Origin of the sequence: Picosynechococcus sp. PCC 73109, assembly GCF_001521855.1 — a bacterium.
Taxonomy (GTDB): domain Bacteria; phylum Cyanobacteriota; class Cyanobacteriia; order Cyanobacteriales; family MRBY01; genus MRBY01.
Window position 1 is genome coordinate 449,814 of record NZ_CP013998.1, and the last position, 24,110, is coordinate 473,923.

The following is a 24,110-nucleotide window of genomic DNA, read 5'->3' on the forward strand; positions in this document are numbered from 1 at the left end:
GTTTATGGGCTGGGCTATCGGAACAAGGGCTTATAGTTCTGCGGTTCTGCCTTTCGGCGGGAAGAGACCCGCAGGCCGGAATTGGAGGAAGCCGATAATAATCACAAAGGTCATCACCTTCGCCATACTGGTGGTGGCAAAAAAAGTGGCCAAATCCAAGAGAAATTGTGGGGCTTGGAGAGAGGTAAAAACGGTAACAAATGTGCCAGAACCAATGAGATAGTTGATAATCCCCAAACCGAGGGCCGCCAAAATGGTGCCGAGCAAATTACCAACGCCCCCCACCACGACCACCATAAAGGCATCGACGATGTAGTTTTGGCCGGTATTTGGCCCGACGGAACCCAACAGGGCGATCGCCACCCCGGCAATCCCTGCTAAACCCGACCCCAGGGCAAAGGTCAAAGCATCAACGCGGGCGGTAGGAATCCCTAGACAAGAACTCATTTCGCGGTTTTGGGTAACGGCACGGATTCGGAGGCCCCAGTTGGATTTGTTCAAAAACCAGTACATTGCCCCCAGACAGATCAGGGTCAAGATGATGATAAAAATGCGGCTGTAGGGCAGTTGGGCGGAACCCAGGGAAAGTCCCCCCTGGAGCCATTTGGGCGCAGTCACATCCACATTTCGGGCACTAAACCACGGCTTTGTGAGGGCGTCATTTTTCGTCAGATTGACCGCGAAAATCACCCCAAAACCAAGGGCAAAGGCGGCAATCACGTTTAATTTATCCAGCCACGTTTTTAGGGCCACGGCTTGGATCTTGGCGAGATTTAAAGCTTGGAGCACAGCCCAGCGGATCACATCTTTAAGGAGAAAGGCAATGACCCCGAAGGCGATCGCCCAGTTCACACTGCGGACAAACTGCTGCAAAATCAGGCTGACCCCCCAGGTGGCCAAGAGGGTTTCTAGGGGACGGCCATAGAGATAGCGGATTACGCCCCGCTCTAGGCCAAAGCCCACTGCGGCGGCCACAAAAAAAGCCAGGGGAATCGCAAAGATAATGTAGAGATTAAAAAAAGGTTCCCCGAACCCCCGGAATACATTTTGGACCACGAAGGTTGTGTAGGCGCCCAGCATCATCAATTCGCCGTGGGCCAGGTTGATCACCCCCATCAAACCAAAGGCGATCGCCAAACCCAAGGCCGAAACCAAAAGCACAGATCCAATGCTGACTCCGTTAAAAATACCGATTAAAAGTTCTGTCACAAGGTAAACCCACCACAATACGCGCAATAAAACCGCGAGAAAGCCGGATTCTGTAGGGCGGAATCCCAGCTTTCCCGGAAAACATCTGGGCGTTAAACCCTAGATGGCATATTTTTCACCCTTTGTGGGGTCGCTCCAGTCACAGGCAAATCCTTTGGTGGATTCAACATACTGGTTCCAGGCTTGGGGGGCGATGGGGCCGTCGGTTTCCCAGACGATGTCGAACATCCCGTCTTCCCGTACTTGGCCGATGCGCACGGTCTTTGAGAGGTGGTGGTTAACATTCATCGTCACCGGGCCTTCGGGAGCCGCAAATTCTTGACCAATGGCGGCACTCCGCACGGCTTCGAGGTCATAGGCATCGGTCGCCCCATTGGCGATCGCCGCTTCTACCGCCTGCTTCCAGATGTAGACCATGATGTAGGCCGCTTCCATGGGGTCATTGGTCACCCGGTCTTCACCGTACTCTGCTTTAAAGTCTGCCACCCACTTTTCATTTTCGGGGGTTTCTACGGTTTGGAAGTAGTTCCAAGACGCATAGTGACCCGTGAGGTATTCGGGGCCAATCTGACGGACTTCTTCTTCGGCGATCGACACCGACATTACCGGATATTGCTCCGGGGTGAGGCCCGCATCACGAATTTGCTTAAAGAACGCAACGTTACTGTCACCGTTCAAGCTGTTGAAAATCACGCCGCCGTTGGGAAGCGCTGCTTTGATTTTGGTGATAATCGGCGTCACTTCAGTGTTACCGAGGGGGAGATAGTCTTCGCCGACCGTGGTGCCACCTTTGGCTTCTAATTGGGCTTTGATAATGGTGTTCGCGGTTCTGGGGAATACATAGTCAGAACCGACGAGGAAAAATTCTGTGCCCTTATTTTCGAGGAGCCAATCCACAGCGGGCTCGATTTGTTGGTTCGGGGCGGCCCCAGTGTAGAAGATATTCTTCGAGCATTCCTGGCCTTCGTACTGGACAGGGTAGAACAGCATGTGGTCTTTTGCTTCAAAGACATCTTTAACCGCTTTTCGGCTGGCAGACGTCCAGCAGCCAAAGACGACGGCGACACCATCTTGGTCAATGAGTTTTTCGGCTTTTTCTTTGAAGACATCCCAGTCGGAGGCACCATCTTCGACGATGGCTTCGATTTGTTTGCCATCGATGCCACCGGCGGCATTAATTTCTTTGATGGCGAGTTGTTCGGCTTCGACCACTGTGGTTTCACTAATGGCCATGGTGCCACTGAGGGAGTGGAGAATGCCAACTTTGATCGTGTCACCACTGGGGGTTGAGGTTGTGCTGCCACTATCGGGGGTATCAGGGGTTTCTGTGGGTTGGCCGCAGGCTTTGAGGAGAATACTGGAACCGAGGGCGGCGGAACTGTAGAGAATAAATTTACGTCTTCCGAGATTACTCATGGTTAATGCGATTTTCTCAAGGGGCTTTGGGATAGTGTGTGGGAGGAAAGAAGCTTAAAGTTTAAGTCGTGTTTAAGCTTTGCAGTGTAAAAGTCCCGCCCCTAAAAAAATGTGACACTTGATACAAAGTGCCGATGCGCTTGATTCAAGGGTTTGTTAATGGAGAAGAATTAATTTAACTTTACATTAAAGAAAATGGACTGCTTGCCCCTGCTCGGTCAGCGGATAGCCCTGAAGAGGCGATCGCCTAACTGGAGAATGTCATCCCGTCGGGGAATTTGCGCCAGCCAATCAGGGGGAATATTGTCGAGGCCGTAGTAAAGTCCGGCCAACCCCCCGGCGATCGCCGCTGTGGTATCGGTGTCGTCCCCTAAATTCACCGCTGCCAACACCGTATCCTGATAGTTTTCATGGTTTAAACAGCACCAGAGGGCGGCTTCGAGGGCATGGACGACATAACCGCTCGATTGAAGCTCATGGATGGGCAATGTTGCTAAATTTCCGTCAAAAATACGCTGGTAGTGGCTGAGTTCCGGCTTATAGATGGAATCGCGATAAAACTCTTCGGCCCGTTGTATCCCTTGCTGGTAGGCAATTTCAATACTTTTTCCGTGTAACAGTTCCAGGGCAATGGAAATATAAATGCCGCAGGCAATGAGGGAACGGGGATGACGGTGGGTCAGATAGGAAATGTTGTGCACGAGATCCAAAAGATCGGCGTAGGGCAGTCGCTCACCACAAAAGGCGAGGGGCAAAATACGCATTAAGGAGCCGTTGCCATTACTCCGCTCCCCGATCCCACCTGCTTCCAGGGGATTGATACCCGCTAAAATTTGATGAATTGCGGCGGCAGTCGTGTTGCCCACATCAAAGGTTTCGCCGTGGGGTGTCCAGTAAGCTTCCTTGAGCCAGAGACCCATCTTGCGGCCCAGATGTTCGGGGAGTTCTTCGCCCAGACCCACCTCGGCGATCGCCTCGGCCAGACAAAAGGTGAGGGAACTATCATCCGACCAAGTGCCAGGGGGTTGATTGTAGGTGCCATAGCCCCGCATCGTTGTCACAGGGTCCTGCTGTCGAGCGCTACGCTCAGAAAATTCCACAGGCACGCCCAGGGCATCACCCACACAAAGCCCCAATAATCCCCCGTGAATCTGCACTTGCGTGACCATCAACGATTACCCCCCTAAGTGATCAAATTGCTCAAACATATTGTGGATCAACTGTTGGGTTTTCGCTTCTAGTTTTTGCCAATCCACGGCCCCAGACGCCTCGAACAGGGTTTCATCGATTTCCACGGTGCAGCCATTTTCCACGAGGGCTCCGGTGGGATAGGCGACAAAACAGATCTGATAACAGAGATCCCAGATATTGACTGTCGTTTCGATGTGGTCTTTCTTGAGGCGCAAAACATAGCCAGGGTAGGGGTCTTGAATATCTTCGTACTCCCCAGTCCAGGGGGAATCTTCTAACTGGGCACGGAAATTATCGACGACCCGAATAAAGGCCGGTTGGAGCAGCATTTCGGCCTGATTCCAGGCTTTACGGGTTTTAAATTTTGGCTGCATAACTTAGAAATTCTCCCAAAAGATACAACGAACCACATAACACCCTAGTGTGGGGGGTGGCGATCGCCTGATCAAGGGCTTCAGATAAGGTTTCATGGGTTTGACAGGATGCGAGGGCCGGACAAATCACCTGGGCCAACATTGCTAAACTCTGGGGATCGGCGCTGCTATGGCCCCCCACTGGTACAAGATGCAAGTGATCCCCGTCTCGTAGGAGGGCTTCGAGGACATTTTGGTGATCCTTGGTGGAGAGCATTCCCATGACCCAAGTGACGGGTTGGGGGAGGGTGTCTACATATTTGCGTAATTCCGCCGCTGCCACACCATTATGAGCGCCATCAATGAGGATTTTTTGCCCCTGCCATTGGTGCCATTCAATACGTCCAGCCCAGCGGGTTTTAGCAATACCGTCGCGCAATTGTTGATCGGAAATTTGCCAACCTTGTTTGCGCAACGCATAAATAGTTTCAATGGCGATCGCCGAATTGTGCAGTTGGATCTCGCCTAAAAGGGGCAACGCATATTCAAGCTCACCGTATTTAGCGCGGATCTCCCCCGGCCCCTCTCCCGAAGAGGGATGAATGGCTTGGGCAGGCTGAATCCAGGTAGCAGGACAATTTAACTCACTAATTTTTTCACGAATCACTTTCGCCGCGATCTCCGGTACTTCCCCAATCACCGCCGGACAATCTTGTTTTAAAATTCCCGCTTTCTCCCCGGCAATTTTATCTAAGCTGTTACCTAAGCGCTGCCAGTGATCCATGCCGATGGAGGTAATGACAGAAACGAGGGGGCGATCGCAAACATTTGTCGAGTCCAAGCGTCCCCCCAACCCCACCTCAATCACGGCAATATCTACCTGTTCCTGGGCGAAATACAAAAATCCTGCCGCCGTAATCACCTCAAATTGGGTCGGTGTTTCTTGGTTGGGATCAATGGCTGCTTTCACCTGTTCCAAAACCGTCAGTAACTGCTCGGAAGGAATTGGCTGATTATTCAAACAAATCCGTTCCGTCCAGTCCACCAAATGGGGTGACGTAAACCGCCCGACCCGATAGCCCGCCGCCGCCAAAATAGAAGACAAATAAGCACAGACCGACCCTTTCCCATTGGTACCCGCCACATGGAGAATCGGTACTTGGCGTTCTGGATGGCCGAGGCCCGCCAATAGTTGGGTAATGCGCTTTAAACCGAGGTTAATGCCAAAGCGTTCAAAGGTTTCAAGGAGATTGGCGATCGCCACTTGGCTCATGGTGAATATCAAAAATTTGGGACAATATCCCCAGACTATAATGTATTTGTGTATGGGAAATTTCCAAAATCTGGGTTAATGCTGTTTTACGGAACTCCGCTACTGGCTCGATCTCACAGAGACCGACTGATAAGCCTTGGTCGATGCCTGGCTGTTTGGGAAGAATGTGAAAAAATACTTTAAGCTGTAATTTTCTGACTAAAAAGCCAAGTGAAAATTTTAGTTATTCATAATAGATATCGTAATAGAGCAGGAGAAGACTCTACTTTTGATCAAGAAGTTGCTTTATTACAACAGAGCAATCATTCTATTCAAGTCTGGACGAAGGACAATAAAGACATCGACGTAGGTGATTTTTTAGATGCCATAAGATTAGCACTTAGTACAATATGGTCTAGCAAATCTTACAGGGAGCTTTTAGCGATTATTGATGATTTTAAACCAGATATCATTCACGTTCATAATACTCTGCCATTGCTTTCGCCATCTATTTTTTATGCAGCTAAAAAGAGAACAATTCCAACGGTTGTTACTATTCAAAACTACCGTTTGAGTTGCCCTAAAGGAACTTTTTTTCGGAATAATAGTACCTGTGAGATATGCCTGAATAAATCTTTATTATTTAGTGTTTACTATAAATGTTATCGAGATTCAAGATTGCAGACAGTAACGGTTGCATTGATGTTACAAGTTCACCGTTTATTGAGAACTTGGACAGAAACTATAACTGCCTATATTGCGGTAAGTCCATTCGTTAGAAATAAGCTTGTTGAGATGGGAATTCCTGCGGAAAAAATTTATTTAAAACCCAATTTTCTTCAAGGTAAAACCCAACAGCCTGAAACTATTGATTTTGGAAAATATTATCTTTTTGTTGGCAGACTAGAAACAGAAAAAGGAATTCTAAACTTATTAAATGCATATCAAAATTTAAAATCTGAATATCCTTTATATATTGTCGGCAGTGGTGGTTTACAGTCAGTAGTGGAACAATATGCCTCTGATAATTATAAAATCCAATATTTAGGACAAAGAACGCGGGAAGAAGTTATTCAATATATGCAAGGGGCGATCGCCTTAATTTTTCCGTCTACTTGGTATGAAGGGTTTCCCTTAACAATTTTGGAAGCTTATAGTCAGTCTTTACCAGTGATTGGTTCAAATATCGGCTCCGTGAGCTATGCAATCCAAAATGGAATTACGGGTTTAACTTATCCGGTAGGTGATGAAAAGGCTTTGACACAAGCATTATTTTTTATTGAAGCTAATCCAGAAAAATGGCTTGCACTTAAGCAAAGAGTTTTAGAAAACTTAGATGATATTTATTTTGCTGATCAAAATATTAATTATCTCTTGGAAATATATCGAAGTCTTATTGAGGCTTAATAGAAATAGATTGTAGTAATGCTCCCATATTTATTAAAGGAAAAAAATCATAGCAAGCATTAATAATTTTCCTTTTTATAGAAGGCATATTTTGGGTGCTTTCGATAACAGACGGAGAAGCGGTAAAGATAAAATTTGTTTTAAAGTCAGCACGTTGAAGACAATATTTCAAAGAACTGGGTTGGAAATAAATAATATGCTCTGGGGGTTTTATCTGAGACCATCTATGACCTTTAAGCTTAGCGCCGAATCCAGCAATATTTGGTGTTTCAATAAAGAAAATGCCACCTGGTTTAAGCAGTTGATAGACTTTTTGGATTAAAGTATTGGGGTCGAGTAAATGTTCAATAACATGATACAAAGTTACCATATCATAGTAATTAGAGAGTAATTCTAGAGACAAAGCATCACCCGTAGCAACACACATTTCCCCAAGAAACTGATTTGCTTTAGCCGATGCAATTGGAGATATTTCTGTTCCTGAAACCTGCCAGTTATATTGTTTGGCAACTTTCAAGAAATCACCTGTACCGCAGCCGATATCAAGTAACTTTCGAGAAGATTGTCTTAAAATCTGTGGGGCATACTTTTTGAGTGCACTTTCAAACTGTAAATATCTGTTGGTCGCAAATTCAGTGCCAGACATTGGGCTTTCAGAGAATTCGCTACGATAGGCTTCGGAGTTATAAAATTCTTCTAGTTCCTGTGGTGAGGGTTGTGGAGTGTAATAGATGAGATGGCAATTCTTGCATTTCACCAGTTTCCCTGTTTTGACTGGGAATAAATATTTTGATTGCTGGGCAGTACAGACTGGACATTGTTCTTGCAGATTCATTTTCTTAAATTAAATTTCTGAGTTTTCTATAGACGCGAGGCCAGAAGCCAAATTTATGACTTTGTGTAAACTGATCAGCGATTTGACATTGCATAACTTTAGGAGGATGTTTTAACGGAAAAGAGATTGGGGCAGTTTCTAGGTTTGCATAAGGATTAAACTTATTGGTCGTGTGGGTAGCAGAATTATCAAAGCCGATATTTTTAACAAGGTTGGCTTCTGGAAGAATTGTGAGACCATCATTCATCCAACAAGAAAATGTCCACCGATATGCCCAGCTATCTACTTTATCTAGATAAGCTTGTTTGAATTTTCTTTGCCAATAATTAACGGCAAAAGGATTATGGAGTAGTTTTTTTAGTTGTTTTTGAGAATCAGAAGACTGTAGAAGTTTCATTTCTATATCATAATGTTGCCAAGCTCTGCGCCAAGTTGCCCAACCCCAACAATGATTATAGATTGAGAAATAATAGTTGTATTCTGTTCTTTTTCTACCAAATTGAAAATTATCACCAGAAATATGCATTATTTTTGGTTCATAGCGATATTTCTCAAGTAGCGCCTCACAAAAAGGAAAAAATGAAAGATCTGGCAAACAGTCATCTTCTAAAATAATCGCTTCTTCAACTTTTTCGAAAACCCAATCCAAACCGGAGGAAACGCGATTTTTACAACCTAAATTAGTTTCAGCATAGTTAGTCAAAACTTCGCAGTCCCAATCTACGGTATCAATAATTGCTCGGACAGCAGCGCATTTTTCAATATCGTCGGGGTGGGTTCCCCTTGGCCCATCGGCGACAACGAGAAGCTTTGGGGGTTTAGCCTGACGAATAGCATTAAAAACCTGCTGAGTCGTATCGGGCCGATTAAAGACTAAAAAGGCAACAGGGGTCTGCATTAGCTGTCTCTTTTAAGATCTCGTAAAGATTTTCCGTATTTATAAATTTTAGTGGACGATTGGGCTTTTCTGATTAGATATTGTTGTTTGCCAAAGAAGGTAAAATATTTTTACAAAAGCTTTTGTCCAAACGATACTCCAGTTCCACAATTTTAAATACCACGGACAGGCCAACCAAATAAAAATACTAAAAGTCACTGGATTATGGGCAGATTTTTGCGAGAAAAATTTTTGTAAAGATTGCTGAAAGGTGGGGGCAATAAAATTATTTAGATGATGATGTCCAGTGTTTTCATTATCCCAACTAATGATCACGTTGGGATTGGTTAAAAGCTGAAATCCTTTACGTTTAGCACGATAAGTGAACTCATAATCAGAAATATAATGGGGTAATAATCTAGGGTAGAAGCTTCCAATTTTTTCAAAGGTTTGCCACTGAAGGAAAAGGGCGCTGGTGCAAAAACAGTCCGGAGTTTCATTATTTTGTACTGGGCGGAATTTGAACTGTTGCCAATTAATTTTTGTTCCTTTACCGATATTTCCTTTTTGATGGCATTCAGCCATGAGGAGTGTATTAGATTTATTTTTGATTTGGCTTAATCCATTTTGAAGAAAGTCAGTATCAAATTCAGTGTCATCATTCATGATTAAGATGACGGGATTATAGTCAAATTTTTGTTTTTTTAGCCAAAGATAACCCTGATGCAAGGCTCCTGCCCACCACCAGTCGCCTATACCTCGGATAATTGTAAGATTGGGAATTGCGGCTTCGACCATTGTTGCGGTGCCATCGGTGGAACCATCATCCAGCAGAACAAGATGATAGTCTTGGAAAGTTTGTCGTTGAAGATGCTGAATAAAATGTTGTGTAATCGAGTAGCGGTTATGAACAGGCAGCAGGATGTAGAGATCATGCATTTTTTGGGTGGAGGTCACGTTGGGCGTACTTGATTGAAGATATAAGTCTAGAATACCCACTCTTGTCGATGAGTTTTCTCTATCAGTCATTATTTTTGGCGATTGCCTAATTAAAAATCATCTACATGTCACCTAAAAATTTGGTTTGTTTCGCTTCTTCTTTTTCTAAGAAAGTCTGCCAACAGCTTTATTCGTTTTGAGAGAATGATTTTACTCTAATCACGACTCATTTTGAATTTGCTCTAAAATTAGTTGCAAATCATGTGCGCTGATTCCTCCATAGTCCGAGAGCTTTTTCTGAATAGGAAAAAATTTGCACAGAGGAGAAGCCTTGTGTGGAGACCAAAACTGAAGCTCCGGATTGATTTTTTTGAGAAAGCTTAAAATCAGTTGTAAAGCCTCTACTACACTAAAATCTCCCTGAGCGGTAGCGTGAATACTCGCCACTTTGTTTTCTAGTTTCTGAAGGAAAGGAGATAAACTCTCATTCACAGAGTTTGGTATTTTATAAAAATGACAACTATTGATTAAATCTGTGCCAATAAAGTAAATATTTTTAAATCCTAATTGACTTATTACTAACGCAATTATAACCAAAGAAGATATGGCATTAAAGTAACTTGATCTGTCGTAGAACAGATACTTTGTAAATATTTTTTTTGCACAAGACTCACTAACCGCAAAATGGGGAAAAAAGTCATCCATTAAAAGATACGGTTTCTTTGGATAATTAACAATGGGAGAGACTTGTGCATTGTCTACTAAGTGTCCGCTTGTTTTCCATGCATTTTTGAGAATAATTGAATCAGGAGATATAAGTCCTTGATTTATTTTGAATTGTAAACATTCATGTAATCCCTGAGTATATGAGCTGTTGTTTGATGTTTCTTGAAAAGACAGATCTGACTTTATTTCAAAAAAACAAGATGAGTTAAAAGTTACGACAAATCCACGCTCTATAATCTCTTTTTCACAGGAAGATAGTCTTGCTATAGATGCGCCTGGAGAAATAATATAACAGTCATAATTGTATTGATTAGGCTTGATATTTGCCAACTTCTCTTGAGCGTCAGGAAGTAGTTGAAGATGTGGAGCTTTTTTGATTGTCTTTCTTCTGGCTAGTCTACTTTGGATAAGTGTTTTAAAAAAAATAATATCATCTAGAAAAGGTACTGCTAACAAATAACTTTCGAGCAAGGTCATTAAAGAATATCTGCGTTGTGATTCAATTCTTGTTTTTATTGCCTGATGGTGCTGATCAGATAATAGCAAGCTTGCTTGAATGATAAGACTCTTGATCTGTTTTTTTAAAAAAATGCTCGTCATAATGTGAAATGCTAAGAAAGCTGAATGCGAAAAAAAACAATTACTAGAGAACTGTGAATTGTGAATTTTTTATCCAATCAAGAAAACTCATGTCGAAATTTTCTTGGACTGTCGCTTCCAATAGTCTTGATATTTTCCCGGTTGACTGAGCAGGCTATGGTGGCTTCCCTGCTGTACTATTATTCCCTGTTCTAAGACAATAATTTCATCTGCATCCGTAATTGTCGAAAGACGGTGGGCGATGACTAAAACACTACAGGATTCTTGAAACTGTCCTAATGCTTCCTGAACTAGCTGTTCTGACTTACTATCTAAAGCGCTCGTGGCTTCATCGAGGATCAGGATTTGCGGTTGTTTGAGAATGGCGCGGGCCAGAGCTAAGCGTTGCCGTTGTCCTCCTGAAAGTCGATAACCTCGTTCACCGACAATGGTTTGGTAGCCTTCTGGTAACTCTCGGATAAATTGATTGGCTTGGGCGGCGATCGCCGCTTTGGTCACCTCCTCATCCGTTGCCTTGGGTTTACCGTAACGGATATTTTCCAGAATACTCGCGTTAAATACAAAAGTGTCCTGACTGACAACCCCTAAGTGCGATCGCCAACGTTGTAAATTATAGTCTTGGAGAGGTATGCCATCGACGTAAACATTCCCTTGGGTGGGTTGATAGAGACCAATGAGTAGATCTGCAATGGAAGACTTCCCAGCCCCTGACTCCCCCACAAGGGCAACTACTTTTCCCCTTGGAAGATTGAAAGAAACATCCCGCAAAGCCCAGCGGTCAGTTTGGGGATATGCGAGGGAGACACCACGAAATTCAACCCCTTTCCTGAGGGTATCAAAGGGCATATGACCAGAGACGATAAATTCTTTATCCTGGAGTTTGAGGATTTCCTCTAGCCGCTGAAAATCACCGGAATTTTGGGCGAGGACTCCTAGACAACCCGTAATGGTATTGATGTAAAGCGTTAGACGATTGAGTACCGCGAGAAAAGTTACTAATACAGGTAGCAATTCTGTAGAACGGCTTTGGAGGATCGAATAACCCGCTAACAAAATTAGACCAATACTGGTAAGCGTTAGGGAACGTCCTAAAGGGGTAGCCAACTGAAGCAAGCGACTTTGTTTTTCTAATTGGGGAACGAGGTTCTGTTGCAGGTGCTGGAGGGTTTGGATCGAGCGGTCTTGGCTGGCAAAGGTGTGGAGTACTCGCAGCCCTTGGATACTTTCGGTGATGTGCTTAGATACGTCTACCTGGAACTGGGTTACAGAAAGGGCAGTTTTGCGGATGCGGGGTAAAAGGAATTTTTGTACCCAAAATAGCCCGACTGAGATCAGTACCGTCACCAAAGATAGGAGGGGTGAGATCATGAACAGCACCACCAACTGAGCGATCGCCGTCATCACATTGAGCAACAAACGATTCCAGTAGAAAATTTCTTTATTAACTGTAGGGGCGGCGAGGGTAATGTAACTGGTGAGGTCGCCCACTTTATAACGACTGGCACAGGCAAAACTAAAAGACATCACCTGCCGAAAAATTTTCTCGGTCATCAAAGCTTGAATCCTCGCCGACAGGTAATCTGACGAGACAGCACCCACATATTCCAAGGCATTCCGCAAATACTGGAGGGCGATCGCCAATACGATTAACCCCACAAACAATTGCCCCTGGGTTAATTGACTGGCAAAGGAACTAAACCCCGTCCGGACAAGAAAACCATTTTCAAGCACTTGAGATGTAGCATCTGGTGAGGCGATCGCCTGGAGCGCGAGAAAAATAAGACCGAAACTACTCCCCTCAAATACCGCTGAAAGTAAGTTTGCATTGAAGTTTAGGGCAATCAGACCACGATTGTAGTTAATCGTCCCCAATACCACCCGATAGGCCGGATCTTGGACATGTCCTTTCACAAAGGATTTAAACGTTTGTTGCCAATGCCTTGGGCCTGAGTTTGCCATCGTTAAGTTAAGATCCTAGAAGCCGTCTACAAGAGTACATCCCAGCTGAGGGGAGTGCCTTTGGCTAGATCTTGTTTTGCGGTTTTCCCTAACACTAAATCATAGTATTTGGGAGCAAGTCCATAGCCTGGTCGAATCCGGCGGATATTCTGGGGCGTGAGAATTTCTCCTGCTTTGATGTTTTCTGCCACGTACAGCGATCGCCGAAAGACCAAGGATTTCTGTTCCGCTGCCGTTGCTCCGTAGCTAATTTGACCTAGAGCTTGCCAAGCCCGCTCAGTCTCCTCCACTAATTGTTTCATCTCATAGGGTTCCATCGAAAAAGCAGCATCCACGCCCCCATCGGCTCGACTCAAGGTGAAATGCTTTTCAATAAACGTTGCACCCAAAGCCACACTCGCAACCGCAGCCCCAATCCCTAAAGTATGATCGGACAAACCGACCTGTACATCAAACAACTCCCGCAAATGGGGAATAGTCATCAGGTTGGTATTTTCGGGGCTGGCAGGATAGGTGCTTGTGCATTTGAGCAAAATTAAATCCTGACAACCCGCTTCCCGTGCAGTCCTGACGGTCTCATCCAGTGCAGCGATCGATGCCATTCCCATCGAAATGATCAATGGTTTGCCCGTACTAGCAACCTTCCGAATCAAAGGTAAATCCGTATTTTCAAAGGACGCAATTTTGTAGCAAGGCACATCCAGGGATTCCAGAAAATCAACTGCTGTCTCGTCAAAGGGCGTGCTAAAACCAATGATGTCTAATTCCTGACACCGTTTAAAAATCGGCTCGTGCCATTCCCAAGGGGTATAAGCCTGTTGATAAAGCTCATACAGGGAGTGTCCAGACCAAAGACTTTTGGGATCACTAATAAAAAACTCCCCCTTATCCAGATCTAAGGTCATGGTATCTGCCGTGTAGGTTTGTAGCTTGAGGGCATGGACACCACATTTCGCGGCAGCTTCAACAATTTCTAGGGCACGGTTTAGGGATTGATTGTGGTTCCCCGACATTTCCGCAACGATCAATGGGGGAGAATTTGTACCAAGTTGCTGCCCTTGGAGCTGAATGGTCTTCATGTACCTAATTGTTTGAGAAATTGGTGAATATCGTGGCTAAGGATTTTTTCTAGGAGAGTTTGTTGCTGTCCATTGAATCCCTGTCTGTTTAATGCGATCGCCAAAGTGACATGTCTGTAATTGAATCACATCTATGTCCCGCCTCATCGCCTCAGAAAGAAAGCCAATCACAGCAAAAAAGTCAGCGGGATTAATTTGTTCTACGGCGAGGTCAATGTCGGAATTTTCGTGAAAGCGGTAGGGCTGACTGAGGGAGCCGAAAAAATGTAAGCGGAGTGAATACCATATTTTAATCCATAGTCATCTAACCACTGCGTCATCTTTTGCAATAGGGCTTGACGTTCTTTCTCATTTTTTAGGCGGCAATCGCTAAGGATTTGGTCTAATTTAGAAGTTTTAAATCTGTGATTTATGTCTACAAAAAACCTTTTTTAATACAAAAAAATATTCCTCTTAAGATGATCAAGATTGAGATTTGCCATAACCATTTTGACTTTATTGTTTTGATTTCATATAGATAAAACTAGGACAACCATTGATAATAGCCTTAGAAAATTCATGGAATCCAGCTTTTTTAAACACATGAGCAGATCTTTGATTTTTTAATTTAACAAAAGCCTTGATACATACCGCTGAAGTTTTTTTAAACAAAATATCTGAGGCTTCTTCTAGTAAAACTTGTCCATATTTGCGACCTTGAAACTGTGGAGAGATACTGATACTCACAACGGCTTCATGAGTTTTTGGATCTAAATCAAAACGGATCTGACCAACGGATTTTTTATCACTATTTAATCCAATCCAATAATAACAATGTGGGTCTCTGAGTTTGTTTTTAAACCATTTAATATGAGTTTCCCAATCAATAAGATTCTCATTAAAAGAAGCTTGTCTAATATCAAAATTATTTGCCCACTCCCATATTATATGGCAATCTTCAATTCTAACTGGACGCAATGAAATTTCTGGCAATCTTGTTAACATTATACTGCCATTAATATAAGGCTTTAAGCGAATCTTGTTTTTGGAAGACAATTCACTTTTTGAAGATCTAGAATCTGCATTGTCATACTTTATGTCAAATCTTATGTCCTGATGCAGCTAACCAAGCCATGAGATCATCCAGACTTTGGAAATCCAATAGACTTTCCCCTAAAGACTCTAATTGTGGGATCTCCAACTGACTAATTTGATTGGCGATCGCCTCGTCAATAGCCCCAAAACGCTTTGAGAGCAGACGTAAAACTAAACGTGCTTCTCCCTGCTGACGACCCTCTTGACGGCCTTCCTGACGACCTTCTTCACAAATCTCTTGATAAAAACGAGATTGGGTAATGTCCATTTGTTTAAGATCGAGGATTTGCATAATCATCTCCTTCGTCAAGTCAGGGAATTTATTAGCTAGTATAGTCTCAATCAAGCTCAGTCGCCGCTCAAACTCAGCTTCTGTTCCTGCGGCTCTCAACAGGCTTTTGCCCAACTCTGCACTCTGAGTCTGATCGCTTGCCAATAACTGCAACAATCCCAAATTTGGTGTAAGGTTTTGCTTCTGCTTCAGGTCGCTCAGATAAAGTCTCGTCACCCGCCGCTCAAATAGTTCTTGGTATGGCAACTCTGAACCAAGCTTGACACTTTGGCTCGGTAAAATCAACAAGCCTCGCCAAGTGCGATCAACCTCATACTGCTCCAGATAAAGAAAAATTTCTGCGAAATAACGCCGATAGAAATTATTGTCCGCTTGCATTTGGGCTTCCGCAAACACAATGGGGATCGTCACGTCGTCTGATAATGGGGTAAATACTCCATCGAGGCGAAATTCTTTTTCTTTGATGACAGGGGCGCTGTAGGTAAATTCCCAGTCGGCATCAATCCCCGGCAGTAGTTCCGCCAGCATCCCTGGTTGGGAGAGGAATAGTTTGTAAAACCATTTGTCTGTTTTCATTGATGTTTTCAGCGTTGGTTGCAGACTTAGGTATTTTAAGGGCAGAGTGACAACTCAAATGAGTAGAAAAGCGATCGCCTAATTAGCTGCACGGATTGGTACCACCCTTAAAGGCTTAGTTAGGTCTGCTATAATCGTCTTACTAAGTAAGATGCTAAACCCATGACGACAGTGACTGTTTCCCACAAAGGGCAGGTTGTGATTCCGATTGAAATTCGTAAGCGACTAGGCATTAAGCCAGGTTGCAAGCTTTCTTTTTGCCTAGATGGGGATTCCATTCGTGTAGAATTGCAGCATCCCCAATGTCAGGCCACAATCGATGAGGGATTTGGCATGTTGGTTTGTCCAGCGACAACACCGAGGCGGCTCAGTGATTTTGATGTTGCCCAAGCCATGGGGGAACAAAGTGATCGGGGTTGATACAAATATTTTGGCTCGGTTCTATGTCAATGACCCCAATGATCCAGAGGCGGAACAACAAAGAAGCCTCGCGTACAAAATTTTTACGGAATCAACTCGTTTGTTTGTGCCGCTCACGGTCATTCTAGAGTTGGAGTGGGTGTTACGGGCGTTTTATGGCTTTGAACGGGAGGATTTTGCACGGGTCATTCGACATTTACTGGGGTTAGAGCATGTGATAGTCGAGAATTGGGAACGTGTTGATCTAGCTTTGCAGTGGCATTTACAGGGGCTGGATTTTGCTGATGCTCTCCATCTGGCAGCTAGTCGAGAGTGCCAAAGTTTTGTGAGCTTTGATGATAAACGTTTTGCTAAACGTGTCCAACGATTGGGTCTACAGCCCTCGGTTACGGTTCCCAAAAAACTTTGATCATCGCTTTTTTCTGGGACCTGCAGAGGCGATCGCCTAAATATCGCCTAATTTATCAAGAAAACTCCTGCATTTTTGCGACAACCCTTTGACTGCCCTGACCATCGATCAACTGTCGCGCGGCTTGGGACATGGAATGGCGTTGTTGGGGATTATTCAGTAACTGGGAAACTGTTTGGGCGATCACCTTTTCTGTTACGTTCAGATGCCACCCCAAATTAATAACCACTCCCATCTGATCTAATTTTCGGGCGATGTCCCGTTGATTATCAGCAATAGTAATCACGACTGTCGGTAATCCCATAAACGCTAATTCCCAATTGGTTGATCCTCCAGCGGCGATCACCAGATCTGCCCAAGCCATCAATTCCGGCATGTTCGTCACATTCTTTACCAATCGTAAATTCAGAGTCATTGTCTGGATGGCTCCTTGTAACTGTACATAATGAGGATTAGTGCCACCGACAACGACTAAAATATCAAGCTCAGTATTTTTGATTTGCTGCAAAGCATGAATGACTTTTAGGGTGACATTATCGGGATCGCCACCCCCTAAAGTCACGAGGATTTTTTTCGCGACAGGGGCGATCGCCCTTTGCCAACCTTGCCACGACCAAAATTCTTTACGCAAAAGACTATAGGAGCACCCTAAAAATAGTTGAGTATATGCTTCTCGCTGACGATACCAATCGGGATTTGTCCCCAGGTTTTGATTCAGGACAATATCGGCATAGTAATGTTGAGCATGACCATAATCATCGAAAAAAAGTATTTTAAGCCCTGCTTCTTTCAATATTTTTTGATATTCCGCTCCAAATTGATACCCATCAACAACACCCCAATCGGCCTGTAATTTTTGGGCAAGGTTAACGGTTTGCTTGGCATCCTCAAGGCTGCCTGGTGTGGACAGACCATAGGTTAACTGGATGTTTTCCGCTGTGAGTCTTTCTACTAGAGGTGATGTAGCCTCCACCATGAGGAAAGTTACGGTAAAGTCGGATGCTTGTAAGGTTTGAGCCAAGGCGAGACAACGCATTACATGGCCTGTTCCAATTTCGCTAGAGGCATCAGCCCGGATGAGTATATTCGTTATACTCAATTTACTGACCATACTGTTTTTGCTCAATATGAGAATTAATCTCTGACCAGTTCGGATATTTTTCAAGTAACTCGAAACAATTCTCTAGGGTGAACTTGGGATTTTTTGGATGAAGTGTCTCAATTACTTTCTGAATTAATTCAAAATCTTCCGGCGTGTCAACTGTCCAACGATAATGACTATAATCTTCAGAATAAGTAACATGGCCTAAAGTGTATCGTTCCGGTTGTCGGTATATGAATGGTGTAACATGTTCCCTATCTGGCTGTGCTGTTGCTTCTTGAAATGCCTCTTCTAGTGCCTTAAAAGAAAAAACTTCGGTGTCCATCCCCCGTGGATAAGTCCGCTTTAAACTATTGGAGACATAATCGTATTCTAACTGATGATTTAAATAGCACTGAATAACTTGATCAATGACCAAAGGATCAATTAAAGGACAATCAGATGTGACCCGTACGACAACATCAGCCTGATGAACCAAAGCTGCTTGATAATATCTTGATAAAACATCTGCTTCGGAACCACGAAAATAATCAATACTTAGCCGTTCACATAATTCTGTAATAGGTTGATCTGCCTCATTAACTGTCGTTGCGATAATAATATTTTCTGCTGATTCAACCCGTTTTAATCTTTCAATCTGATACTCTAATAAAGATTTTCCTGAAACTTCCTTTAAGACCTTGCCTGGTAAGCGTGTTGAGGTCATCCTAGCTTGCACAATAATTACAACTTTCATTGGAGTAATTGTTTGAGATTTTTATAGACTTGATCTTGATTTTCTGAACTCAAGCCGTAATACAAAGGAATGCTAATTGCCATTTGATAGTATGCTTTGGCTGCTACCAAATTTTGCCATTCATAACCTAATTGCTGATAATAGGGTTGAGTATGGACCGGAATGTAATGTAAATTTACACCAATACCTACTTCCCGTAATTCTTCAAACACTTGACGATGAGTTTTATAAAGCTTCTCTAATTGCAGACGAATAATATATAGGTGCCAACTCGATTCTGTATCAGGATGTTGCCAAGGAAGCGTTAAAGGCAAATCAGCAAGCAGCTCATCATACCGTCTGGCCAAAAAGCGCCGCCGCTCGACAAATTCATCCAATCGCTTCATTTGACTCACCCCTAAAGCCGCCTGAATATCTGTCATCCGGTAGTTATAGCCCAATTCCAACTGTTGATAATACCAAGGTCCGTGGGAGGATTCTGTCATCAGATCAGGATTACGGGTAATGCCGTGGCTGCGCAGTCGGATCAGTTTCTCATATAAATCCTCCCTGTTAGTGAGAACTATACCGCCTTCGCCCGTCGTGATAATTTTGACGGGATGAAAACTAAACACAGCCATGTCCGAAAATTGGCAACTGCCCACTGGTTTGTCTTGATATTTTCCTCCAATCCCATGGGAAGCATCCTCTAGAACCTGAAAGCCATATTGTTGGGATAATTGACGAATCCGCTCCATCTCACAGGATTGTCCGGCGAGGTGAACAGGAATCACTAACTTTGGTAACTTCCCCGTCTTTTCCGCTTCGATCAGCTTTTCTTCCAGACAATCAACGCTCATGTTGTAGGTGCGCGGATCAATGTCCACAAAATCTACCTGTGCCCCGCAATACAAACCGCAATTTGCCGAGGCCACAAAGGTGATCGGCGAAGTCCAAAAATAACTCCCCTCTCCCAAACCTGCTGCTAAACAGGCTAAATGTAAACCTGCGGTGGCACTCGATACAGCAACGGCATATTTTGCCCCGCAATAATCCGCCACAGTCTGTTCAAATCGTTCGATCATCGGGCCTTGGGTAAGCCAATCAGAACGCAACACCTCGATCACGGCATCAATATCTGCTTGGTTAATATCTTGCCGTCCATAGGGAATATAGCTACTCATCAGGAAAAACTAGACTCAACGTGGCTGTGGATGAGTTTCCGTAATTCCTCCACAGTTAAAAACTGCTCATTATCACCAGAGTTATAGCTCATGCCAATGGGCACTGGTTTCGCGCCCGTAGCCTGACAATAATCCTCCACAGAATAACGCTCATTGATCGGCAAAATTGCGTAATATTTGCCCAAATCCACGGTGGTATAGGAATCCGAAGCCGTAATCATTTCCTCATGGATTTTCTCTCCAGGACGAATTCCCACATCTACCTGCTCACACTCAGGACAAATTGCCGTGGCTACATCTGTAATCCGATAGGAAGGTATTTTCGGGACAAAAATTTCTCCCCCCCAACCACTGGCGATCACCCAGAGAACCATCTCGACTCCTTCTTTCAAAGAGATATTAAAGCGCGTCATTCGGCGATCAGTAATTGGTAATTTTCCTTCACCCCGTTTTTGTAAGAAAAAAGGAATAACAGATCCCCGAGACCCCATCACATTGCCATAGCGTACAACCGTAAAATTTATTTCGCGTCCACCCCGAACATTATTAGCGGCAATAAAAAGCTTATCCGAGCAAAGCTTACTGGCACCATAGAGATTCACCGGAGCCGCCGCCTTATCTGTAGACAGCGCCACCACTCGCTTTACCTTCATATCCAGCGCCGCTTGGATGACGTTTTCGGCTCCAAGTACATTAGTACGAATACATTCCATCGGATTATATTCTGCCGTGGGTACCTGCTTGAGGGCTGCCGCGTGCACCACAATATCAATCTGCTCAAATGCCCGCGCCAGCCGCGCTTGATCCCGCACATCCCCGATAAAATATCTCAAACCAGGATAGTCCTTTGATGAAAAGACTTGGGACATCTCAAATTGTTTCAATTCATCCCGAGAGTAAATCACTAGACGGCGAATTTTTGGAAAACGTTGCAGAACAGCCGCAACAAATTGTTTGCCAAAAGAACCCGTCCCTCCTGTTACCAGAATTGAACTGTTTTGAGTGATTTCCATATCAATACCCTAGCTATTATCGCCCATACTGGAATTGCTTTTTTAAATTGAGTGGTAAGCGAAGAATGCGCCCACATAGCTCACAATCTCAGCGATTTGGGCTGACTAACTCCCGCTTATCCTTAGGCTACCCCAAAAACCACAAAACTCATCGGCTTCATTTTTTCTATGCCACTGGAGGATTACCCAAAAGGCGATCGCCTAAAAATCTTTCATTATGAAAGATCTTACTTTCAAGACGCCTTTGTGATGAAAGACTTTTTTGCAGCAATGTCCCTATGGTTTTAAAGCGGCGATCGCCGATGACTTTCTCTGTGATACGAGTCAGGATTGGCAATAACTGACTTGAAAGCTTATCGGTTGGTTTTGGTGAGAGCAAACGAGTACTAAATTTTTGTCAGATGGCAGCCAGTTTTACCCTTAAGTTTGGGATGCCCAAGAGAATGTAGGCAAGACCCAGGATCTTTGGTAGGCTTAGTATCGCTTTAAAACTCTATGCTTTAACTATATATACTAACTATGCGTACTCATTACTGCGGGGATTTGCGCTCCGAGCACATTGACCAGACCGTAACCCTGTATGGCTGGGTCGATCGCCGTCGGGATCATGGTGGCGTAATTTTTATTGATCTACGCGATCGCACGGGCATTGTCCAGATTGTCAGTGACCCCCAGCGAACCCCAGATTCCTACAATGATGCCGATGCTAGCCGTAGTGAGTACGTCGTAAAAATTGTTGGGAAAGTCAGTGCCCGCCAAGAAGGGGCGAAAAATCCCAAATTACCCACTGGCGAAGTGGAGATCTACGCTGACACCATCGAGATCCTAAATGGCGTCCATAAACAGCTCCCGATCCTCGTTTCCAGTAGTGCCGACGGCGATCAAGTCAAAGAAGACCTCCGGCTAAAATATCGCTACCTCGACCTGCGCCGGGAAACCATGGCGAAAAACCTCCAACTGCGCCACACCGTCGTTAAATCGATGCGCCGCTTCCTGGAAGACGATGAAAACTTCATGGAGGTGGAAACGCCTATCTTGACTCGGTCTACCCCCGAAGGCGCGCGGGATTATCTGGTGCCGTCCCGGGTGAACCCAGGCGATTGGTATGCCCTGCCCCAGTCGCCCCAGCTCTTTAAACAATTGCTGATGGTGGCCGGCTGCGATCGCTACTATCAAATTGCCCGCTGCTTCCGGGACGAAGACCTCCGGGCTGACCGTCAACCGGAATTTACCCAGTTGGATATGGAAATGAGCTTCATGTCCTTCGACGAAATCATTGACCTTAATGAACGCCTAATTTGCCGTATTTTCCAGGAGGCCCAGGGCATTGAACTAGAGCGCCCCTTCCCCCGCATCACCTACGCCGAGTCCATGGAAAAATATGGCTGCGATCGCCCCGATACGCGCTTTGGCCTGGAGCTAGTCAACGTCTCTGATATTGTTGCGGACATGGGCTTTAAAGTCTTTTCTGGCGTGGTTAAGAGCGGTGGCCAAGTGAAAGTCCTCCCGATTCCCAACGGAAACGATGCTATTTCCAATGTACGGATCAAGCCCGGTGGCGATCTGTTTAATGCCGCCGTCGAAATGGGAGCCAAAGGGCTTGCCTTTATTCGGGTGCGGGAAGACGGGGCGATCGATACCATCGGCGCGATCAAGGACAACCTCAGTGACGCCCAAAAACAAGAACTTCTCAGTCGTACTGGGGCTGAAGCGGGCACGCTTCTCCTCTTTGGGGCCGGGGCAACGGATATTGTCAATAAGTCCCTAGACCGAGTGCGACAGTTGGTCGGTGCTGAGATGGGCTTAATCAATGAAAATCAACTCAATTTTGTTTGGGTTACGGATTTTCCGATGTTTGAATACAACAGCGACGAAAAACGCCTCGAAGCCTTACACCATCCCTTTACTGCACCGAATCCAGAAGATCTAGAGGATCTGGCAACGGCCCGCGCCCTCGCCTACGACATCGTCTTAAATGGCATTGAAATCGGTGGCGGCAGTCTACGGATTTACCAGCGGGAAGTCCAAGAAAAAGTCTTCCAGACTATTGGCTTATCAGAAACCGAAGCCCAAGAAAAATTTGGTTTTCTACTTGAAGCCTTTGAATATGGCACCCCGCCCCATGGCGGCATTGCCTACGGTTTAGATCGTTTGGTGATGCTTATGGCCCAGGAGGATTCCATTCGTGATGTGATTGCCTTCCCGAAAACACAACAGGCCAGCTGTCTGTTGACTGATGCGCCGGCGGGAGTCGATCAAAAGCAACTGAAGGAACTTTTTGTCGCTTCTACGGCCCCGGAAAAAGACTAGGCCATGGGCGCTTAAAGACAACTGAAATTGTTTTCAAAAAGAATAATGGGGGATGATCGTGCAATTTCGGCGATCGCCCCTGTTTTTTTATGCTCTAAATTGTTTGGGAAAGCGCGGCTGTTTTCGGCTTCAGGAAAGGGAATGATCTTTGGGGCCAAACATCATGTGAATCGCCATGGTGGGTTTGCCCCGTTGATGATACTTTTTCGCCCAGTGCCGCATTAATTCATGCAGTTCTGTCTGGGCCTGGGACAAATCGGCGGGGGCAATATCAAGGGATTCAAAAATGCGCATGACGTTGTGTTGTTGCTTTGTCCAGGCATGGCTAAGGCGCAAAAAGTGAGCAGCGTCTTCGAGGAGGGAATGGGGAGTTTTTGTTGGGCTATCGGGGCCGCCATAGGTAGAACTCAAAAGGATGTAATAGGGCATTCCCCAGGGATTATCGAGGCGCATAACCGTTTCGGCGTGGAGCAAACGGCGTTTGATATGTTCGGCGAGGGCTTCACTGAGGGGCAATGGGCGATCGCCTGGGGCTTTTGCCTGGGCCTGTTGGTGTAAAAAAGCGATGAGATCAGCAAATTCGGCGGAGGAGATCCCCTGGGCCGCTGGTAGATCTGGGGGCAGTTTCGCTTCGAGGTAAGTTTGTTGGTCTTCGCTGAGGCGATCGCCCGTTAACCGGGGTTGGGAGCGATGCCAGGGATACTGCCCTAACCAAACCTGGGGTAACTCGGTCAAGTAAGTGGGTTCCTGGAAAGCCGCATGCTGCAACCGTTGGCCCGCCTGGAGACCCTGCTCAATTTCTTGGACAATGGCCTTGACCCGTTTCGGTTCGATATGGTGCAAATGCCCAGTCATGCGTAGATTTCCCCCCTGCTCCACATAGGTGGTATATACCGCACATTTAGCCGCCGTTGCCGCCGCATCCAAAAAAGCCCCATGGCGATAACTGCTTTGCCGGAGCGCAAAAAACGCCAAAGATAACAACACTTGATCAAAGGCACTCGGATTTAGGGCTTGGAGCAGTTCTAGTTCTGGTTGTGCCATCGACGAAAAAGCCCCAGAGGAATTGGTCAATTTTCAGAGTTCCCCAAACGAATCAACTGGCAAGTTAAACAAGAATAATGAAGTTTCGATGATCCCTTTAGGGGCTAAATTCTACTTGGCTTTTGGCC

The 24,110-nt window shown here is 45.0% G+C and carries 22 protein-coding genes; 4 read left to right on the forward strand and 18 right to left on the reverse strand.

Going from position 1 to position 24,110, the window contains the following annotated elements; translation table 11 throughout:
• Positions 1 to 30: 30 nt before the first annotated feature.
• The 5 genes from urtB to AWQ23_RS02180 form a co-directional block, all read right to left on the reverse strand.
• Positions 31 to 1,209: an urea ABC transporter permease subunit UrtB gene (urtB, locus tag AWQ23_RS02160; RefSeq protein ID WP_062436464.1), complete on the reverse strand. Its 1,179-nt coding sequence runs from the start codon at positions 1,207 to 1,209 to the stop codon at positions 31 to 33.
• Positions 1,210 to 1,308: 99 nt separating this feature from the next.
• On the reverse strand, positions 1,309 to 2,625 hold the full coding sequence (urtA, locus tag AWQ23_RS02165) for an urea ABC transporter substrate-binding protein (protein ID WP_012306032.1): 1,317 nt from the start codon (positions 2,623 to 2,625) through the stop codon (positions 1,309 to 1,311).
• 218 nt (positions 2,626 to 2,843) lie between these two features.
• Positions 2,844 to 3,794 (reverse strand): ADP-ribosylglycohydrolase family protein, encoded by a 951-nt coding sequence (locus tag AWQ23_RS02170; protein ID WP_062432071.1) that lies wholly within the window; start codon positions 3,792 to 3,794, stop codon positions 2,844 to 2,846.
• 6 nt (positions 3,795 to 3,800) lie between these two features.
• Positions 3,801 to 4,190 carry a hypothetical protein gene (locus tag AWQ23_RS02175; RefSeq protein WP_062432073.1) on the reverse strand — a complete coding sequence of 130 codons (390 nt, stop codon included), beginning with the start codon at positions 4,188 to 4,190 and terminating at the stop codon, positions 3,801 to 3,803.
• Positions 4,174 to 5,433, reverse strand: coding sequence for a folylpolyglutamate synthase/dihydrofolate synthase family protein (locus AWQ23_RS02180; protein ID WP_315862679.1), 1,260 nt, complete (start codon positions 5,431 to 5,433; stop codon positions 4,174 to 4,176). The genes AWQ23_RS02175 and AWQ23_RS02180 overlap by 17 nt, the downstream gene beginning before the upstream one ends.
• 219 nt (positions 5,434 to 5,652) lie before the next feature.
• Here AWQ23_RS02180 and AWQ23_RS15685 point away from each other — a divergent pair, with 219 nt between their 5' ends.
• The gene (locus tag AWQ23_RS15685) at positions 5,653 to 6,828 is read left to right on the forward strand and encodes a glycosyltransferase (RefSeq protein ID WP_071884897.1); all 1,176 of its coding nucleotides are present in this window, start codon (positions 5,653 to 5,655) and stop codon (positions 6,826 to 6,828) included.
• Here AWQ23_RS15685 and AWQ23_RS02190 read toward each other — a convergent pair.
• The 8 genes from AWQ23_RS02190 to AWQ23_RS02225 form a co-directional block, all read right to left on the reverse strand.
• Entirely contained in the window at positions 6,815 to 7,663 is an 849-nt protein-coding gene (locus AWQ23_RS02190) for a bifunctional 2-polyprenyl-6-hydroxyphenol methylase/3-demethylubiquinol 3-O-methyltransferase UbiG (protein ID WP_062432077.1), read from the reverse strand. The genes AWQ23_RS15685 and AWQ23_RS02190 overlap by 14 nt on opposite strands.
• 4 nt (positions 7,664 to 7,667) lie before the next feature.
• Positions 7,668 to 8,561, reverse strand: coding sequence for a hypothetical protein (locus tag AWQ23_RS02195; RefSeq protein ID WP_062432079.1), 894 nt, complete (start codon positions 8,559 to 8,561; stop codon positions 7,668 to 7,670).
• Positions 8,562 to 8,609: 48 nt separating this feature from the next.
• Complete coding sequence (locus AWQ23_RS02200; RefSeq protein ID WP_198158682.1) at positions 8,610 to 9,497, reverse strand: glycosyltransferase family 2 protein; 888 nt, start codon at positions 9,495 to 9,497, stop codon at positions 8,610 to 8,612.
• A 201-nt stretch (positions 9,498 to 9,698) separates the two neighbouring features.
• The gene (locus AWQ23_RS02205) at positions 9,699 to 10,805 is read right to left on the reverse strand and encodes a hypothetical protein (protein WP_157072184.1); all 1,107 of its coding nucleotides are present in this window, start codon (positions 10,803 to 10,805) and stop codon (positions 9,699 to 9,701) included.
• A gap of 87 nt (positions 10,806 to 10,892) precedes the next feature.
• Complete coding sequence (locus AWQ23_RS02210) at positions 10,893 to 12,764, reverse strand: ABC transporter ATP-binding protein (RefSeq protein ID WP_071884898.1); 1,872 nt, start codon at positions 12,762 to 12,764, stop codon at positions 10,893 to 10,895.
• 26 nt (positions 12,765 to 12,790) lie between these two features.
• Positions 12,791 to 13,843 carry a pseudaminic acid synthase gene (gene pseI / locus AWQ23_RS02215; RefSeq protein WP_062432088.1) on the reverse strand — a complete coding sequence of 351 codons (1,053 nt, stop codon included), beginning with the start codon at positions 13,841 to 13,843 and terminating at the stop codon, positions 12,791 to 12,793.
• A gap of 495 nt (positions 13,844 to 14,338) precedes the next feature.
• Positions 14,339 to 14,878 (reverse strand): GNAT family N-acetyltransferase, encoded by a 540-nt coding sequence (locus AWQ23_RS02220; protein WP_157072185.1) that lies wholly within the window; start codon positions 14,876 to 14,878, stop codon positions 14,339 to 14,341.
• 43 nt (positions 14,879 to 14,921) lie between these two features.
• A complete protein-coding gene (locus AWQ23_RS02225) occupies positions 14,922 to 15,785 on the reverse strand; it encodes an Rpn family recombination-promoting nuclease/putative transposase (RefSeq protein ID WP_062432093.1) in 864 nt (287 codons plus the stop codon).
• A 162-nt stretch (positions 15,786 to 15,947) separates the two neighbouring features.
• Here AWQ23_RS02225 and AWQ23_RS02230 point away from each other — a divergent pair, with 162 nt between their 5' ends.
• On the forward strand, positions 15,948 to 16,205 hold the full coding sequence (locus tag AWQ23_RS02230; RefSeq protein WP_062432094.1) for an AbrB/MazE/SpoVT family DNA-binding domain-containing protein: 258 nt from the start codon (positions 15,948 to 15,950) through the stop codon (positions 16,203 to 16,205).
• On the forward strand, positions 16,192 to 16,614 hold the full coding sequence (locus AWQ23_RS02235) for a type II toxin-antitoxin system VapC family toxin (RefSeq protein ID WP_062432096.1): 423 nt from the start codon (positions 16,192 to 16,194) through the stop codon (positions 16,612 to 16,614). Before AWQ23_RS02230 ends, AWQ23_RS02235 begins: the two co-directional genes overlap by 14 nt.
• Positions 16,615 to 16,669: 55 nt before the next feature.
• Here AWQ23_RS02235 and pseG read toward each other — a convergent pair whose 3' ends face one another.
• The 4 genes from pseG to pseB are packed head-to-tail and all read right to left on the reverse strand — an operon-like array spanning position 16,670 to position 20,628.
• A complete protein-coding gene (gene pseG, locus AWQ23_RS02240) occupies positions 16,670 to 17,725 on the reverse strand; it encodes a UDP-2,4-diacetamido-2,4,6-trideoxy-beta-L-altropyranose hydrolase (protein ID WP_062432098.1) in 1,056 nt (351 codons plus the stop codon).
• Complete coding sequence (locus AWQ23_RS02245) at positions 17,715 to 18,452, reverse strand: cytidylyltransferase domain-containing protein (RefSeq protein WP_062432100.1); 738 nt, start codon at positions 18,450 to 18,452, stop codon at positions 17,715 to 17,717. The genes pseG and AWQ23_RS02245 overlap by 11 nt, the downstream gene beginning before the upstream one ends.
• Complete coding sequence (pseC, locus tag AWQ23_RS02250) at positions 18,449 to 19,615, reverse strand: UDP-4-amino-4,6-dideoxy-N-acetyl-beta-L-altrosamine transaminase (RefSeq protein WP_062432101.1); 1,167 nt, start codon at positions 19,613 to 19,615, stop codon at positions 18,449 to 18,451. The genes AWQ23_RS02245 and pseC overlap by 4 nt, the downstream gene beginning before the upstream one ends.
• Positions 19,615 to 20,628, reverse strand: coding sequence for a UDP-N-acetylglucosamine 4,6-dehydratase (inverting) (pseB, locus tag AWQ23_RS02255; RefSeq protein WP_062432103.1), 1,014 nt, complete (start codon positions 20,626 to 20,628; stop codon positions 19,615 to 19,617). Before pseB ends, pseC begins: the two co-directional genes overlap by 1 nt.
• Positions 20,629 to 21,147: 519 nt before the next feature.
• Here pseB and aspS point away from each other — a divergent pair.
• On the forward strand, positions 21,148 to 22,938 hold the full coding sequence (gene aspS, locus AWQ23_RS02260) for an aspartate--tRNA ligase (protein WP_062432105.1): 1,791 nt from the start codon (positions 21,148 to 21,150) through the stop codon (positions 22,936 to 22,938).
• A 129-nt stretch (positions 22,939 to 23,067) separates the two neighbouring features.
• Here the strand turns inward: aspS and hetR are convergent, their stop codons facing one another.
• Positions 23,068 to 24,012 (reverse strand): heterocyst differentiation master regulator HetR, encoded by a 945-nt coding sequence (gene hetR, locus AWQ23_RS02265; protein WP_232308947.1) that lies wholly within the window; start codon positions 24,010 to 24,012, stop codon positions 23,068 to 23,070.
• Between the last annotated feature and the right edge of the window lie 98 nt (positions 24,013 to 24,110).